Source organism: Polynucleobacter parvulilacunae, from assembly GCF_018881715.1.
GTDB lineage: Bacteria > Pseudomonadota > Gammaproteobacteria > Burkholderiales > Burkholderiaceae > Polynucleobacter > Polynucleobacter parvulilacunae.
Genome location: NZ_JACVPW010000001.1, coordinates 752,769 through 769,054, shown reverse-complemented (window position 1 = coordinate 769,054; position 16,286 = coordinate 752,769). Strand labels below are relative to the sequence as shown.

The following is a 16,286-nucleotide window of genomic DNA, read 5'->3' as shown; positions in this document are numbered from 1 at the left end:
TAATCAATTAACACTCTTCTTGTATTGGCAATTTTTAGAAAAAATATATGACTAGCTCCACCAATGATTTTGTAGGCGTATTAGAAGCTGATCTTAATGGTCAGGATTTACGTATTGGCGTTGTGCAAGCGCGTTTTAATGAAGACCATTGCGTTGCTTTAACGAATTCCTGCATTAATGAATTGCTTTCTTTAGGCGTCACTCAATCAGACATCAAACTTGTGACCGTCCCAGGAGCCTTAGAGATTCCATTTGCCCTCCAAAAAATGGCTGAGACCGGTGAATTTGATGGCTTAGTCGCTCTAGGAGCAGTCATTCGTGGTGAGACCTATCACTTTGAACTGGTTTCCAACGAATCTGCTGCAGGCATTACGCGCATCTCAATCGACTCTGGATTACCCATTGCAAATGGCGTATTAACTTGCGACACCGATGAACAAGCTCATGCTCGCGTCCAGGTAAAAGGTGCAGAATGTGCTCAAGCAGTGGTCGAGATGGCAAATCTTGCCTTGGCACTGACTCCGGATATCGATATCGAAATTAACTCGAGCGAAGAAGAATAATTAGTATGCCGACATCTAACCAGAACCCTTTAGCGCCTCCAGCAGGCAAAGAAACTAAACCAGCGCCAAAGCGCTCACTGACTCCACGTCGCCGTGCTCGCGAATACGCCCTACAAGGCGTTTACCAAAGCCTAGTCATGCGTCGTGCTGGCAGCATTCCCAATGGCGCAGCAATCGCCAAGCAGCTTGCTGAGGATCCAGCCTTCCGTCGCTGCCAACTTGAACTCTTTCAAGGTATTTTTGATGGCGTATTGGCTCGCACGGATGAATTAGAAGCCATCATTACTCCCGCATTAGACCGCCCAATTAATGAACTCTCTCCCGTAGAGCATGCGGCACTGCTCATTGGCGCCTACGAGCTTGCTGTAGACCTTTCAGTGCCTTACAAGGTGGCAATTAATGAAGCAGTGGAGCTTGCCAAGACCTTTGGCGGTACCGATGGCCACAAATATGTAAACGGTGTACTTGACCTTCTAGCCCAGAAACTCCGCACAACGGAAACTCAAGCAGGTTAAATAACAAGCCCTCGTAAACAAAAGCCTTCAGGCCTAAAAGCTTGGAGGCTTTTTGCTTCTAGGAGGGATAAAATGATCTGAATCGATTGAAGAGTAAGAACAGGATCACAGATCATGCAAAAAGTAGATATTCGTAGTCAACTTAAAGATGCCAGCCTTTTCAAGGAAGAGGCCTTTATCGATGGCAAATGGGTTGGCTCCAAATCCACATTTACAGTTTCTAATCCCGCTACCAATGACATCATTGCATCCGTAGCCAACCTAGAAACGAAAGATGCGGAACTAGCCATTGCCGCCGCTGAAAAAGCACTGCCAGCATGGCGCAGTAAATTAGCCAAAGAGCGCGCGCAAATTATGCGTAAATGGTTTGATCTCATTATTGACAATACGCAAGATCTAGCAAAGCTCATGACCCTTGAGCAAGGCAAGCCTCTAGCCGAGGCTGGGGGTGAAGTGATTTATGGGGCTTCATTTGTAGAGTGGTTTGCCGAGGAAGCAAAACGTGTTGAAGGGTCGATCCTAGGTACCACCTGGAGCGACAAGCGTCTCATGGTTTTAAAGCAACCAATAGGTGTTTGTGTAGCAATTACTCCTTGGAACTTTCCCATTGCAATGATTACGCGCAAGATTGCACCTGCATTAGCAGCGGGCTGCACCATCGTCATCAAACCCGCTGAATTGACGCCACTATCCGCCTTAGCCCTGGCTGAGTTGGCAAAGCGTGCCGGTATTCCGGATGGGGTGATCAATATTGTGACTGCTGATGCCAATCAATCGATTGTGATTGGCAAAACATTGTGCTCATCTCCTACGGTTCGTCATTTATCCTTTACTGGATCAACGGAAGTTGGCCGTATTTTGATGGAGCAGTGTGCGCCAACCGTCAAGAAACTCGCCTTAGAGTTGGGGGGACATGCGCCGTTTATCGTGTTTGAAGATGCCGATATCGATGCAGCCGTCAGCGGTGCCATGGCATCCAAATTTAGAAACTCTGGCCAGACCTGTGTTTGCGCAAACCGTTTTTACGTTCATAAAAAAGTGCATGATCAATTTGTTGAAAAGTTTGCCAAAGCGCTTGCCGTCATAAAAGTAGGCAATGGAATGGAAGCTGGCGTAACCCAAGGACCACTCATTGAAGATGCTGCTCTTGAAAAAGTCAAAAAACATGTTGCTGATGCCTTAAGCAAAGGCGCAAAACTAGTGACTGGCGGCAAGCAATCAGTCGAAGGCAAGAACTTTTATGAGCCAACTATTCTGGCTAACGTAAATAGTCAAATGCTGATTACTTATGAAGAGACTTTTGGCCCTATAGCCCCAATCATTCCTTTTGAAAGTGATGATGAGGTTATTAAGCTTGCCAATAACAGTCAATTTGGCCTAGCGTCTTACTTCTATAGCCGAGATATTGGTCGCGTATGGAAAGTTGCTGAAGCCCTTGAATACGGTATGGTCGGGGTAAATACCGGACTCATCTCAAATGAGGTTGCTCCCTTTGGTGGTATCAAACAATCTGGCCTTGGACGCGAAGGCAGCGTTTACGGTATGGATGAGTACCTGGAGATGAAATACGTCTGCGTAGGCTTGTAACTCAATTTAGAGTTTTATTTTTTCTTGTAAACCAAATCCCAAACACCGTGGCCCAGCTTGACGCCACGGTTCTCAAATTTAGTTACCGGACGATAATCAGGTCTTGGAGCATAGCCTGGATGCTTAGCATCGAGTTGTACAAGGGTGGGTTTAAACTCGTTACAAACCTCATTAGGTTTAGCAACATCTTCTGCAGAAAATGTTTCCAACTTCACCAATTCGGTTGAAGTATTTTGCAAAGCAGTTTCGGCATTTAATACCAAGAACATTTGCTCAGCATAGTTATGCCAATCAGTAGCCAAGTGCAAATAAGCGCCCGGCTTTAATTTGGAGACCAGCAGTCTGACAAACTCTGCCTGAATCAATCTGCGTTTATGGTGACGCTTCTTATGCCAAGGGTCTGCAAAGTAAATATGGATACCATCCAATGATTCAGGGGCAATCATATGCTCTAGCACCTCAACAGCATCATGACGAATCAATCTTAAATTACTCAGTTGCTCTTCACCAATCAACTTCAGCAAGGCGCCAACACCGGGCGGATGAACCTCAATAGCCAAGAAGTCATCATGCGGTCTTAGTGCGGCAATTTTGGCGGTTGTCTCGCCCATGCCAAAACCTATTTCCAAAATCTTCGGATTTTTGGAGCCCTGAAATGCTTCAATTAAATTGAGATTAGTAGCTTGATAAGGAAGCAGGAACTGAGGACCCAACTCCTCAATAGCCCGCTGTTGCCCGGCCGTAGTTCTACCTGCCCTTAATACAAATGAGCGAATACGATCAAACCGTTTTTCTGAATCAGTAGAACCAGCACCCACCACTTACCCCACTACCTTCTTAAAGTAAGCAATCGTCTCTTTTAAGCCGTCTTCCAGGTTGACCTTAGGCTCCCAACCCAGCTTAGCTTTAGCCAACTCGATATTGGGTTGACGCTGCTTAGGATCATCGGATGGCAGTGGCTCATAAATGATTTTAGATTTGCTGCCAGAGAGCTTCAGAATGGTCTCTGCTAATTGCAACATCGTGAACTCACCTGGATTGCCAATATTGACCGGCCCTGTAAAACCCTCTTCGGAGTTCATCATTTTGACCATAGCGTCGATTAAGTCATCGACATAGCAAAAGCTTCGGGTTTGCTGACCATCACCATAAATGGTGATGTCTTTACCTTGCAAGGCCTGCACAATGAAGTTGCTCACCACACGCCCATCATTCGGGTGCATGCGTGGGCCATAGGTATTAAAGATACGGACTACTTTGATATCTAGATTGTGCTGACGGTAGTAATCAAAAAACAGTGTCTCAGCACAGCGCTTACCTTCGTCATAGCAAGAACGAATCCCAATAGGGTTTACCTTGCCCCAATACGCTTCAGGCTGGGGATGCACTTCTGGATCACCATACACTTCACTAGTAGAGGCTTGCAAAATACGAGCCCGAGTTCTTTTAGCCAGGCCGAGCATATTAATTGCGCCATGCACACTCGTTTTAGTCGTTTGCACTGGATCATATTGGTAATGCACTGGGGATGCTGGGCAAGCCAAGTTATAGATCTGGTTGGTTTCTACATAGAGCGGAAAAGTCACATCGTGACGCATGAGCTCTAACTTAGGATTAGGTAATAAGTGCGCTAAGTTCTCTTTAGTGCCTGTGAAGTAGTTATCGACTACCAAGACATCATTACCCTCTTTGAGGAGCTTCTCGGTGAGATGCGAGCCTAAGAATCCTGCGCCGCCGGTGATGAGGATTTTGGGATTACGGTTGTAATTTTGCATAATATTTTTTGACTATTAATTGATTAGATAAGTTGGTGATCAACTAATCGGTGGCGTATTCCAACCCGCAGAACGATAGGCATACACTACTTCTGCCAGCACAATGGATAGCGATGTCATAAAGAAAATTAAACCCATGACAAAGGTCCAAATAACATAGCTTGTTTGCAATGAACGCACTGCTCCAGCCTGAAAGAAAAATAGCTCGAGAACGGTGAGGGAAATAAAAACCCCACTCAGCACATCGAAAAAGATGGCTGCAGTACATAAACGGCCACGAATCTTGGCTTCTTCAGCCTCTTTATGCATGTGATCCAACAGAGCCCGATCTTTGACATCACCGCGGTGAATAGCCTGCTGAATACTGCGCATACGATCTACTGAGCGTGCCAAACGACCAGAGATGGCGTTAATCAAAGTGGAAACAGCGGTCAATAAAAAAACAGGGGCTAAAGCCAGCTGAATATTATTGGTAATAGCGTCAATTGATACGTCCATAAGAATTTCCGGCGCTTTATATGTCAGTGAAGCATTAATGAGACCAGGCTATTAAGCCGGTGTAAGAGGTAAACAAGACGAGTAACCCAAAAGCAATTCGATACCAAGCAAATGGAGTGAAATTATGGTGAGCAACATAGTGAATCAACCAACGTACGCAAATAAAGGCAGATACAAAGGCAGCAATAAAACCCACAATCGTGGCTAATGTAAATTCTCCGGAGAAAGCAACTGGCGCTTTCCAGAGCTTGAGTAACTCATAGGCAGTGGCGCCACCAATAACTGGAATGGCCAAGAAAAAAGAAAACTCCGTTGCCACGGCCCGCGGCAAACCAAACAACATACCACCAATAATGGTTGCGCCAGAACGCGAAGTGCCGGGGATCAAAGCTGCGCATTGAGCTAAGCCGACCTTGAGCGCATCTAAAGGAGTTAAATCATCTACGGATTTGATGTGGCTAGAAACATCCGCACGATTTTGTTGACGACGCTCAGCCCAGAAAATAACTAATGCTCCGACGATAAATGCACTGGCAACAGGTATAGGTGAAAACAGAACTGCTTTAATGTGCTTGCCGAATAAAAAGCCGAGCCCCATCGCTGGGATCGAGGCAATTAATAAATTGAGAACAAAACGGCGTGCATCAGGACTGCTTGAAAAAGAACTGGCTACCTTGATGAGCTTTTGACGAAACTCCCAGCAAACGGCCAAAATGGCGCCAAACTGAATAATGACTTCAAAGGCCTTGCCTCGCTCATCATTAAAGTCGAGCAAATCCCCAACCAAAATAAGGTGGCCAGTGCTGGAGATGGGCAAAAACTCCGTTAATCCTTCCACCACTCCCAAAATGACTGCTTTTAGTAACAATATAAGATCCATAGGCTAAATTTTATAGGTATATAGGGAACAATCAGGGGATTTGGCAAAATAGCGCTTAAATAAGCATTTTGAATAAATTAGCCTTAAACTGCATGGCACATTGAAAAGTAACCGAATTACATGATCCCAACCCGCTTCAGACTTTCTCGACTTACCGCCTTTGGTTTGATCCTGAGTCAAGCACTTGGTTTCGGTACCTGGTCTTTTAGTGCTGGGGCTCAAGTTCCCAATGCTGCCTCTAGACTCGCTTTACCTACCCCAATGAGTGCATCAACCCTGATTGGACTGGAACAACCGCCACAAATAGCGCCGCTCCCGAGCAAAACAGCTTTACCTGAAACTCCAACTCCTTCATATCTGGGTAACAAGACTTCAGATAACAAGGCTCAATTTAATGATCTCATTCAACTCTATCAGGACGCTGCATTTAGTGATCCCGTATTAAACGCAGCCCGCTTTAACTATCAAGCTAGCAAAGAGCTGTATTGGCAAGGCCTCTCTTTATTGTTGCCACAAGCAAATGCAACGCCTACTGGCACCCGCTACTATCAACATGGCGCTGGAACCACAGTTGTCTCACCTAATTCTGGTAATTCACGGGTATTTGATCAAAAGAGTTACACGGTAACTCTTACACAGCCCGTTTTTAACGTAGGGGCTCTCGAGGCTTTTAAGCAAGGCGATCTCAATACCAAGATTGCTGATATGAACTTCTTTCAGGCTCAACAAGACCTTATTCTGAGAGTCTCACAAGCCTATTTTGACGCGCTAACAAGCCAAGACAACGTGGCCTTGTATCGCAATAAGAAAGATTTAATTAAGCAACAGCTAGATGTTGCGCAAGCTAAATTTGATGCTGGCCTTGCAACTATCGTTGACGTCAATACAGCGCAAGCCAGTTACGACCTTACTGTCTCTCAAGAAATTGCCGCTCAAGCAGACTTAGTGGTAAAGAAGGGCGTTTTGGAGCAGCTCGTTGGACACCCAGTTGGACCACTCAAGCCACTTATTAAGGCCGCTAAGATTGATGGCGTTCTCAAGGATCCACGCAGCAAGAGCAAAGAAAATAAAAGCGTACCTTTAGTAGATAGCGTTAATCCAGCTCTTCCACCAGGCCAAACCTTAGATGATTGGATTAATCAATCTGAGGCTGCTAACTTTAAGGTATTGGCAAGTCAGCTATCAGTGAGCTTGGCAGAAAGCACTTATCGCGCTTCACAAGCCTTGAACTATCCATCCTTAAATTTAGTGGGTACCTCTGGCTACAACACCTCTAATGGAACGCCAAATAATTATTCTCCTGCGCAGACTAACGTTTATAACAACACGCTCGCTCTTCAGATGACCATTCCATTGGTATCAGGTGGTTTCAATAGCTCCGTTATTCGGCAGAATGCTGCATTAGTAGATACGGCAAAAGCCAACTATGACAATGCGAGACGTACAGCAGCACAAAATACGCGCGCTGCATTTACTGGGTTTTATGGCGGTCTAGCTAGCGTAAAAGCATTTGAGGCTGCAGAGCGTTCTGCGGAATCAGCCGTAGAATCAAGTCGACTCGGCTTTCAGGTCGGGACTTTAATCAATATCGATGTGCTGATCGCTGTCGATACCCTATTCACTACCCGCTCTCAGTTACAGCAATCACGCTACAGCACCGTGCTCAATGCCCTTAAATTAAAAGCAAGCGCTTCAACATTATCTGACGAGGATTTGATCGCAATCAATTCCTTGCTGCGCTAAATTGATTTACACAGCTTTAAGACACTAAATCTAGAGAAGCCTGAATTACTTCTTGCGCACTTGGCGGCGCCTGTATATCACCGACATTGCGAATCTTGTCGGACCAATAGCCTTCAGTCTTCCATCTTGGTGAGTCGCAATAAATTTCGACTGTGGGTTTACCCAACACTGCCGCAAGATGCGTGAGTCCTGTATCAACACCAATCGTTAACGCGGCTCCTGCAATTACGGAGAATGCATCTTGAATCGAAAATGCTGGCGGCACCAAGGCATTCGGAATTTGTGCAGCAATTTCTTTACTCACCGCTTGCTCAGCCAAATTACCCCAGGGCAGGACTACTTGGTAGCCACGATTAGCCAACTCTCTACCTAGAGCAACCCAGTCTGCATTAGGCCAACGCTTAGCCTCTCTAGCAGTTGAATGAAAGCACAAGACATAAGGCGTCTTTAATTCGCTAAGACCTACTGAAGTTTTCCCCAAGGAATTAACGTAACTCGCTGGGTAAAACTGAGGAGCAACTTTACGGTCGATCAAAGCCCAATCTAAAGCAGAGCACGCCACCCAACGCGAACGATCAACCGCATGACACTGAAAAGGAACTTGCACTGACTGGTTATAAAAAGATCTTGCGATGGGCTCGTAACCAGAAAACTCAGTGGCATTGGCAAGACCTGCAATTACCGCCTTAGGAGTCTTGCTTGCCAATGAACAAATGATGGCTGATTTGAGCAAACCCTGAGTCTCAATAATGACATCGTAAGAAATCTCTTGAAGCTCCTTCTTGAATGCAAAAAATTGCTGCCATGTAGAAAGCTTCAATAAATTCTTTTTCCAGCGTCGCAAGCCAAAAGGAATAATGCGATCAATTCCTTTGAAGCCATCCTTGGAAAGTAGCGGAGTAAGCAGATGAACATATCCCTCTTCAACTACCCAATCAATTTGCGCTTCTGGCAAACGCGCCCGTAAATCCCAAACAATCGGCAGGTTATGCAAAACGTCTCCTAAAGAGGAGAGCTTGACCAATAAAATCTTGGGCTTTTTGAGGTGGGCCGATACATTGCTCATGTGAGCATTATCTTATCTTTTACTTCCGGCTCAGAGGATTAGAACTTAGGCGCAGCATCCCACAAATGACCGGCTGCATCCTTAGCATTCATATTGGGTTGAATACCTGCAGGCAATGGCCACTCGATGCCGACAGTTGGGTCATTCCAAGCAAGACAAGCCTCGCTCTGTGGGTGATAGTAATCAGTCGTTTTATAAAGAAATTCCGCTGTTTCTGAGAGCACTAGAAAGCCATGTGCAAGCTTCGCTGGGATCCACAGTTGTTTATGGTTTTGGGCGCTTAATTCAACGCCCACCCATTTGCCATAAGTTGGGGAATCTTTACGAATATCTACTGCCACGTCAAACACGCTACCAGCAACTACTCGCACTAACTTGCCCTGCGTTTTTTCTAATTGATAGTGCAGTCCACGCAAAGTCCACTGACGCGAAAATGAATGGTTGTCTTGAACAAACTGGACATCAAGCCCAGTTTCTTTTGCAAAGTCTTCAGCATTAAATGACTCAGTAAACCAACCGCGCTCATCACCAAATACTTTTGGCTCCACAATAAAAACATCATGGATCGCTGTAGGCGTTAACTGTAACTTAGAAGGGACGCTCATTTAGCAGCCTTCTTCGCAGATAGTGAAATAGGCTGAGCTGAGCTATTGAGCTCATTCAGAATCTTGCCCAAATACTGACCATAACTATTCTTACTTAACTGTGCGGCAACTTTCTGTACCGCTTCAGCAGTAATCCAGCCTTGGCGATAAGCAATCTCTTCTGGGCATGCCACCATAAGGCCCTGGCGCTTTTGCAGGGTTGCAATGAACCCAGCGGCATCCAACAGGGAATCATGAGTGCCAGTATCAAGCCAAGCAAAGCCTCGGCCCATAATTTCAACGTTCAGCTCATTCTTCTCAAGGTAAACGCGATTTACATCGGTAATCTCAAGTTCGCCACGCGCACTAGGCTTAATCGAGGCAGCGATATCGCATACCTGATTGTCATAGAAATATAAACCCGTCACTGCATAGCTACTGCGTGGCTTCAGCGGCTTCTCTTCAATCGAGAGTGCTTTGTAGTCTTTATCAAATTCCACAACACCGTAACGCTCTGGATCATTGACATGGTATGCAAATACCGAAGCTCCAACAGTGCGATCATTTGCGCTATTAAGTTGATCCACTAATTCATGGCCATAAAAAATATTGTCACCTAGCACTAATGCGCTTGGGTTATTACCGACAAAGTTTTTACCGAGAGTAAATGCTTGCGCCAAACCATCTGGTGAGGGCTGTACGCAATACTCAATATTGAGACCCCACTGCGAACCATCGCCTAATAACTCAGTGAAACGAGGCGTATCTTGCGGAGTAGAAATCAACAGAATGTCGCGAATACCAGCTAACATCAAGGTGCTTAACGGGTAGTAAACCATTGGCTTGTCATAGACTGGCATTAACTGCTTTGAAACTGCCTGAGTCACTGGATAGAGACGAGTACCAGACCCGCCGGCTAAGATAATGCCTTTGCGATTTACAGCCATTTAAAACCCCTATTTCAGCATTTCAAGCCGCCTAAGAGGTTCTAAATCAAACCTTTCGAAGCCAACTTGGATACATATTCTTGAACCATGCCATCCCAGGCTGGGAAATTTGGCATATTTTGGGGTTCATTATAAGAGTTTGAAGCTTCTGAAGGCCCGTTTTGCAGGGTAGAACGCAATTTAGCGGTGTTCATGCGTGAATTCATTGGTCTTGGGGCTGGCAATGGGTATTCGACAGCCAGAATGGGCTTAATAGCGGCTGGCTTAGCCTTGAGCTCAATTTCAGCATTTAGGGCCACCTGAACCGCAAAAGTGGCCAAACCATGCCAGGTAGTCTCACCTGCTGGAACAGCGTGATAAATACCAGATGGAAACTGCTTTAGCGCCCCCTGAGAATCTAACGCTAAATCCAAACTCACTCGGGCCAGCCATTCAGCGCTAGTAGGTACACCATGCTGGTCATAAATGACTTTTAATTCTTCACGATCTTTTGCCAAGCGCAACATCGTGCGGATGAAATTACCGCCATCACCATAAACCCAGCTGGTTCTAAAAATGGCAAATTGACCTTTGGATGAATTTGCGAATATCTCTTCTATTGCTTGCTCACCGGCAGCCTTACTTTTTCCGTAAATACCCAATGGGTTACGAGCATCATTCTCTAGATAGAAACCGTCTTTACTGCCATCAAATACATAATCTGTTGAGTAGTGCAGAAAAGTGGTGTCGTTGTCTGCGGCATAGCGCGCCATGATTTCTGGGGCCTTTGCATTTACCGCGAAAGCCAAATCAACTTCAGTTTCTGCTTTATCCACTGCCGTATAAGCAGAGGCATTAATAATCAGATTCGGCTTTACTGCATTGAGTTGCGCAAGTACATCAGCTTCCTTACTAAGATCACACTCAGCTCTACCAAGATAAGTTATCAGCGCGTTTGCAGAAACGGATGCCTGCCCAAGCAAAGCAGAAAATGCTTTCCCCAGCTGCCCATCTTTTCCGAAAACTAAAATATTCACGCGGCTATTAATTTAATTATTTATTGTTAGTTGTACTGCTTTTGCAGCCAGTCACGGTAAGAACCGCTCACCACGCCATCAATCCAAACTGGGTTATCTAGATACCATTGCACCGTTTTACGAATACCGGTATCGAAGGTCTCGGCTGGCCTCCAGCCTAACTCGCGCTCAACCTTGCTAGCATCAATTGCATAGCGACGGTCATGTCCCGGGCGATCTTTTACGTAGGTAATTTGATCCACATAGGGCTTTCCGTCTGCACGAGGCTTGAGCTCATCCAGAATGCTACAGATGGTTTTCACAACATCAATATTGGCCTTTTCATTCCAGCCACCGATGTTGTATGTCTCACCTAATTTACCTTTAGCCAACACTTCACGAATAGCGGAACAATGATCGCCCACGTATAGCCAATCGCGAATCTGTTGGCCATCACCATAAATGGGCAAAGGCTTACTATTCAGGGCGTTCAAAATTACCAATGGAATTAATTTTTCCGGGAAATGATAAGGGCCATAGTTATTCGAGCAATTGGTTGTCACTACCGGGAAACCATAAGTATGAAACCAAGCGCGCACTAAATGATCAGAGGCGGCCTTAGAAGCTGAGTAAGGACTATTAGGCTCGTAAGAATTTGTTTCAGTAAAAGCGGGGTCAGTTAAAGAAAGTGATCCATACACTTCATCGGTTGACACATGGTGGAAGCGAAACTCTTCTTTAGCTTTACCTTCAAGGGCATTCCAATACTCGCGAGCACACTCTAATAAATTAAATGTGCCAACAATATTAGTTTCCACAAAATCTGCAGGCCCATGAATGGATCGATCCACATGACTTTCGGCAGCAAAGTTCACAATTGCGCGTGGTTTATGCTCTTTCAATAATTTGGTGACCAGCTCTTTATCACCAATATCACCATGAACAAATACATGGCGGGGATCGCTCTTCAAAGACTCCAGAGTGGCCAAATTACCAGCATAGGTTAATTTATCTAAGTTAACCACGCCCTCATTAGCCGGAACCTTTAACCAGTCCAGAACAAAATTACCACCAATGAAGCCAGCGCCGCCAGTTACGAGAATCATATAATTTCCACTTATCTATATTTACTGCCTCTTCTTGTAGATTATGATCAATAATCTACAAATATATTGGCAACTAGATTATAAAGTTTTCAAAAAGTCTTTCTAAAAATCATGTTTAAAGCTCGGATTTTGGGGCTCAAGAATCACAAGCCTCTAAAAGTGCCGTTTTTTATACAGTATTAAGAGTTAATACACTCCATGCAAAAAATTGTCCTCTTCCGAATCAGCAGCAAAGGCTACCCCAAGGTAAAGGTCGATGGCGTCAATAAATACGATTCCCTTAAGAATCTTGCTGAAACCTTTAAAGACTGGAAATTCATTTGCGTTGCCGATAATTGTGATGAAGCCTTAATTGAGCACATCAAGACAAATTATCAGTTTGCTCAACTGATTGAAACAAAGCTAGGCAATCCTGGCTCGTTCTGGAAGCTGTATGAGGTTGCTCTTGAGATAGCAAAAGATGATGACATCTTCTACTTTATTGAAGATGACTACCTTCATCTGCCAGAGGCGCCAAGCGCTATTGAAGAAGGATTGCATTATTTTGACTATGTCACGCTCTACGATCATCCTGACAAGTACAAACAACATCACGGTCCGATCAATCCCTATGCCAAACGCAATCAATACTCCGAATCAACGGAAGTAGTTTGCGGCCCCAAGCAATGGTGGCGCACATCTAACTCCACTACCATGACTTTTGCAGTAACTGGAAAAACTTTGAAAGCAGATGCCGATATTTGGTCCATTACCAAAACAGCAAAAAAGGATTTTGATTTTGATAACTTCTGCGTCATCACCAAGCAACCAATGATGGCTAAATCAAGATATATCAAGCAAATCCCGCGCAGATTCCAGTTTTGGTCTAAGCCTAAGCGCTACCTAGGCATTAGCATTCCAGGCTTAGCCCTGCATCTCGAACAAGCCTATCTAAAGAAGAGTGATGAGGTCAGGTTTTCACTCCCTCCACAGAACTACCCAAGCAACGCCAAATAAAATTTACGGAATGACAAAGCCTAAGTTACTTGATGTTTTCTTGTTCTACAACGAACTGGACCTACTTAAAGCTCGTCTTGAGTATTTGGGCCCTATCGTTGACCACTTCATCATCTCTGAAGCCAATGTTGATTTTTCGGGGCGGCCAAAGGAATTTTTATTAAGCCAAGAGCTTGTCAATACACTGCCTTTTGCCGATAAGATTATTTATCACCGCGAACATCTCAATCTCAACTCGATTCCCTGGTTATTTAAAAGATTCAAATACCGTAATCGCATGACTCGCTATCTTTGGAAAATTCAGGACGCCCAAAGAAACTCGACGCTGACCCCTTTAAAGTCTTTTAGCGCAAATGATATTGTGATATTTAGTGATTTAGATGAGTTCCCTAGTGAAGCAGCTCTTCAAGAAGGCATTAAGGCGTTACATGCAGGAGAGCCCAAGCAGGGAGAGCCTCATGCTTATAGCTTGGATCAAACCTTCTATTACTACAACCTTAATAATGCCGCCCCTGAAGATAAGTTTTATGGATCAGTAATAACAACTCTCGGCACATTTAGGAAACACCTTCCGCATCGCTTCAGAAGCGGGAAAAATGATTTTGAGCACATTGCCTCAGGAGGCTGGCATTTTTCCTACTTTATGGATGAGGAAAAAATTCTCAATAAGATTTATGCAATCAGTGATGTTGAAAACTTAAGCGACTACAAAAATATCACCACTGAAGAAATTCAACAAAAGATATTATCTGGATCTGATTTATATGACCGCGGAACCAATCTGAACAAGCTTGAGTACCAAAAAATTCCCGATCCAGTAATCAAGGTGATTCAAAAATACTTGCCCAACTGCGCAAGAATTATTTAGGGCTATTTTCTAAACTATCTTTAGCTTTATTGCTAGCAAAGAGCGTAACCGTAGCACCTACGGCAAGAAAGAAAATCGTTGCCTCAAAGTATTGCTTATAAGAAATCTCCGCAATTAATCCAAAAGGAATAAAAGCTAGGCAAACAATTACCCAAGGCATAGCAATCGAAGATTTACTCTTAAGGCCAAGATAAACAATAGATAGCAAGGAAGCAAAGATCAATAACAACCCAGGAATGCCAAACGCAAGACCAAAATCAATCCAGCCACTATGCACTTGCCCTTCGTGCTCATGTGGAATTTTGGCATAGTCTTGTAAACCTTTAAAAGACTGATTTACTGATCCATATCCGAGCGGGTACTCTGAAATCAGCCTTAAACCAACAGATGCATATGCAAATCGACTATAGGTATTTATAGCAGCAGGAACACCAAGACTATTGAGCGGCGTAGGTACTGAACCCTCTTTTTTTTGCCATTGCTGGTTTTTATCAATATCGATGGCTACTGCAGCATCCTGCAATACAGTATCCCAACCTTTGTAGGCAAAGGATTTATGACCTTCCCATATGCCCACGGATAAGAGAGCAATTGCCGTTAATACGATGATTGATAAAACGCTTGATCTACCCTTTTGCACAATTGGGTTTATAGCCACCACTACTGCCAAGAAAATACATAAACCCAAGGCAATCGCAATTCCATTCTTAGTGCTAGATACAAGTGCTGATACCAAGACTAGAGCCAATCCTAAGAACCACCAAAAAATTTGCAATGCTTTTGATTTATCAACTTTACCCACCAACAAAAGGATCAGATTGCCAGTGGCAACCGAACCAGCAACCGCGCCAAAATATGCCGTCTCAATTTTGGCGAATAGAAAAAATACGAAATCATTTGGCTTTACCAAGCCATGATTTAAATAGGATGCCCAGCAATAAGCGAGTACGTTGATCAAAGGCGCAGAAAATAAGGCAATATAGAAATAAAGGCGCAGGTTGGTGTACTTGAAAATTGCAATCCCCAAACCTATGGCAGCAATTGCACCCAGCAAAGAGCGCATCCAAAGACCCTTGATCTCAGATAGCTCTAACTGAGTATTAAGAGAAAAGAAGGTGTAATGAATAAGCACCCACCCAAATAATCCAAAGATACAGGCAAGGGGAAGGATTCTTGCATTTGTAATTTTGAATTGATCCCGATTATGTCGAATCAAGCCAATAGCAGACAAGGATCCAGCGATCAATAAGAGATGACGTAGCGCAATGGTATTGGGAATCACCCAAGTAATGAGCAACCCAAATATGCTCGCCACTGATGCAAAGGCAAATTGCCTCTCAGAAATCTTCATATTCTCAGGAGGTCAACTGCCAAAATTTAAGTCCTACAAAGCGCTTACGCATCTTCCACTTAAAGTGCACTTTAGCGGCAATCTCTTTTGCCATCTCCAACCTACCCTCCTGTCTGAGATGGGAGATTAAGTCATAAACATCCAGGCCACTTAAGTAATTTTTCGGTAGCATGTTGATGAAAGCTGTTAATTCAGAGTCATTTAATACGTGACCGAAATTAAAGAACCCGTGGAATCCAAATGCCGGATGCCAAGGCGAGCGCTCTACAGCAAATTGCTCCGCAACTCCTGTTGGAGCAATCCGAATACCGCACTCTTGCGTTAGAAACTCTTTGTTATCCACGCAAATACAGTAGTCCTCAGGATGCTTCTTCACAAAACCCTGTTTCTTCATGGCTTGCAGCAACTTTACTGAGCGCAAAGAAAATCCGCCATTACCTACCGCAGTCGTTGGATGGTGTGGCCAAACAGCCCCAATATAGTCGTAGGTCAAAAAGGAGCTTGTCCATAACTCAGGGTTTGTGACAAAACTATCCCACTGAATCACCAAGACATGAGAGCCTTGAACGTACTGATCCAATCCACCTAATAAAAGTTCTGAATAGTCTTTAGTTGTCTTGATTATGGGAGCTTGAACATATTCAATATCGGCTCTTTTGTTGCTAACGCGATCCAAATTGGTGATGAGAACTACTTTGGCAAATTGGGTGCCACTTAAACATTTGTCGATTGCCCAATGTGCCAATTCAGGCTCGCGTGTTTCTACGCAGAGCAAGGTGACATTATTTAAGTTGAGCATTGCTGATGTGGTG

At 44.3% G+C, this 16,286-nt stretch carries 17 protein-coding genes; 6 read left to right on the top strand and 11 right to left on the bottom strand.

Annotated elements, in window-relative coordinates; genetic code table 11:
• The first annotated feature begins 47 nt into the window (after nt 1-47).
• The 3 genes from ribH to ICN18_RS04020 all read left to right on the top strand — a co-directional run bounded on the left by ribH (nt 48) and on the right by ICN18_RS04020 (nt 2,665).
• Complete coding sequence (ribH, locus tag ICN18_RS04030; RefSeq protein WP_216189189.1) at nt 48-563, top strand: 6,7-dimethyl-8-ribityllumazine synthase; 516 nt, start codon at nt 48-50, stop codon at nt 561-563.
• A gap of 5 nt (nt 564-568) precedes the next feature.
• Complete coding sequence (nusB, locus tag ICN18_RS04025) at nt 569-1,078, top strand: transcription antitermination factor NusB (RefSeq protein WP_255532059.1); 510 nt, start codon at nt 569-571, stop codon at nt 1,076-1,078.
• A 114-nt stretch (nt 1,079-1,192) separates the two neighbouring features.
• A complete protein-coding gene (locus tag ICN18_RS04020) occupies nt 1,193-2,665 on the top strand; it encodes an NAD-dependent succinate-semialdehyde dehydrogenase (protein ID WP_216189188.1) in 1,473 nt (490 codons plus the stop codon).
• Nucleotides 2,666-2,679: 14 nt separating this feature from the next.
• Here the strand turns inward: ICN18_RS04020 and trmB are convergent, their stop codons facing one another.
• The 4 genes from trmB to ICN18_RS04000 are packed head-to-tail and all read right to left on the bottom strand — an operon-like array spanning nt 2,680 to nt 5,818.
• Nucleotides 2,680-3,483: a tRNA (guanosine(46)-N7)-methyltransferase TrmB gene (trmB, locus tag ICN18_RS04015; protein ID WP_216189187.1), complete on the bottom strand. Its 804-nt coding sequence runs from the start codon at nt 3,481-3,483 to the stop codon at nt 2,680-2,682.
• 3 nt (nt 3,484-3,486) lie between these two features.
• Nucleotides 3,487-4,440, bottom strand: a complete 954-nt coding sequence (locus ICN18_RS04010; protein WP_216189186.1) for a UDP-glucuronic acid decarboxylase family protein — start codon at nt 4,438-4,440, stop codon at nt 3,487-3,489.
• A 39-nt stretch (nt 4,441-4,479) separates the two neighbouring features.
• Nucleotides 4,480-4,938, bottom strand: coding sequence for a DUF2721 domain-containing protein (locus tag ICN18_RS04005; RefSeq protein WP_216189185.1), 459 nt, complete (start codon nt 4,936-4,938; stop codon nt 4,480-4,482).
• Between the two features lie 34 nt (nt 4,939-4,972).
• Entirely contained in the window at nt 4,973-5,818 is an 846-nt protein-coding gene (locus ICN18_RS04000) for an undecaprenyl-diphosphate phosphatase (protein ID WP_216189184.1), read from the bottom strand.
• Between the two features lie 120 nt (nt 5,819-5,938).
• Here ICN18_RS04000 and ICN18_RS03995 point away from each other — a divergent pair, with 120 nt between their 5' ends.
• The gene (locus ICN18_RS03995; RefSeq protein WP_216189183.1) at nt 5,939-7,561 is read left to right on the top strand and encodes a TolC family protein; all 1,623 of its coding nucleotides are present in this window, start codon (nt 5,939-5,941) and stop codon (nt 7,559-7,561) included.
• Between the two features lie 16 nt (nt 7,562-7,577).
• Here the strand turns inward: ICN18_RS03995 and waaC are convergent, their stop codons facing one another.
• Genes waaC through rfbB form a run of 5 tightly spaced genes read right to left on the bottom strand, consistent with a single transcriptional unit; the run spans nt 7,578 to nt 12,259 of the window.
• Nucleotides 7,578-8,627, bottom strand: coding sequence for a lipopolysaccharide heptosyltransferase I (waaC, locus tag ICN18_RS03990; RefSeq protein ID WP_216189182.1), 1,050 nt, complete (start codon nt 8,625-8,627; stop codon nt 7,578-7,580).
• 38 nt (nt 8,628-8,665) lie between these two features.
• On the bottom strand, nt 8,666-9,232 hold the full coding sequence (gene rfbC, locus ICN18_RS03985; RefSeq protein ID WP_216189181.1) for a dTDP-4-dehydrorhamnose 3,5-epimerase: 567 nt from the start codon (nt 9,230-9,232) through the stop codon (nt 8,666-8,668).
• On the bottom strand, nt 9,229-10,158 hold the full coding sequence (gene rfbA / locus ICN18_RS03980) for a glucose-1-phosphate thymidylyltransferase RfbA (protein ID WP_216189180.1): 930 nt from the start codon (nt 10,156-10,158) through the stop codon (nt 9,229-9,231). Before rfbA ends, rfbC begins: the two co-directional genes overlap by 4 nt.
• 41 nt (nt 10,159-10,199) lie before the next feature.
• A complete protein-coding gene (gene rfbD, locus ICN18_RS03975; protein ID WP_216189179.1) occupies nt 10,200-11,174 on the bottom strand; it encodes a dTDP-4-dehydrorhamnose reductase in 975 nt (324 codons plus the stop codon).
• Nucleotides 11,175-11,200: 26 nt separating this feature from the next.
• Entirely contained in the window at nt 11,201-12,259 is a 1,059-nt protein-coding gene (rfbB, locus tag ICN18_RS03970; RefSeq protein ID WP_216189178.1) for a dTDP-glucose 4,6-dehydratase, read from the bottom strand.
• Nucleotides 12,260-12,457: 198 nt separating this feature from the next.
• On the opposite strand from rfbB, the gene ICN18_RS03965 reads away from it, so the two are divergent.
• Together ICN18_RS03965 and ICN18_RS03960 are read left to right on the top strand one after the other, a co-directional pair.
• A complete protein-coding gene (locus tag ICN18_RS03965; RefSeq protein WP_216189177.1) occupies nt 12,458-13,255 on the top strand; it encodes a hypothetical protein in 798 nt (265 codons plus the stop codon).
• 10 nt (nt 13,256-13,265) lie between these two features.
• Nucleotides 13,266-14,123: a glycosyltransferase family 17 protein gene (locus tag ICN18_RS03960; RefSeq protein WP_216189176.1), complete on the top strand. Its 858-nt coding sequence runs from the start codon at nt 13,266-13,268 to the stop codon at nt 14,121-14,123.
• On the opposite strand, the gene ICN18_RS03955 is transcribed toward ICN18_RS03960, so the two are convergent.
• A complete protein-coding gene (locus ICN18_RS03955) occupies nt 14,116-15,474 on the bottom strand; it encodes an O-antigen ligase family protein (protein ID WP_216189175.1) in 1,359 nt (452 codons plus the stop codon). The genes ICN18_RS03960 and ICN18_RS03955 overlap by 8 nt on opposite strands.
• A 4-nt stretch (nt 15,475-15,478) precedes the next feature.
• Nucleotides 15,479-16,273, bottom strand: coding sequence for a DUF5672 family protein (locus tag ICN18_RS03950; protein ID WP_216189174.1), 795 nt, complete (start codon nt 16,271-16,273; stop codon nt 15,479-15,481).
• Nucleotides 16,274-16,286: the final 13 nt, after the last annotated feature.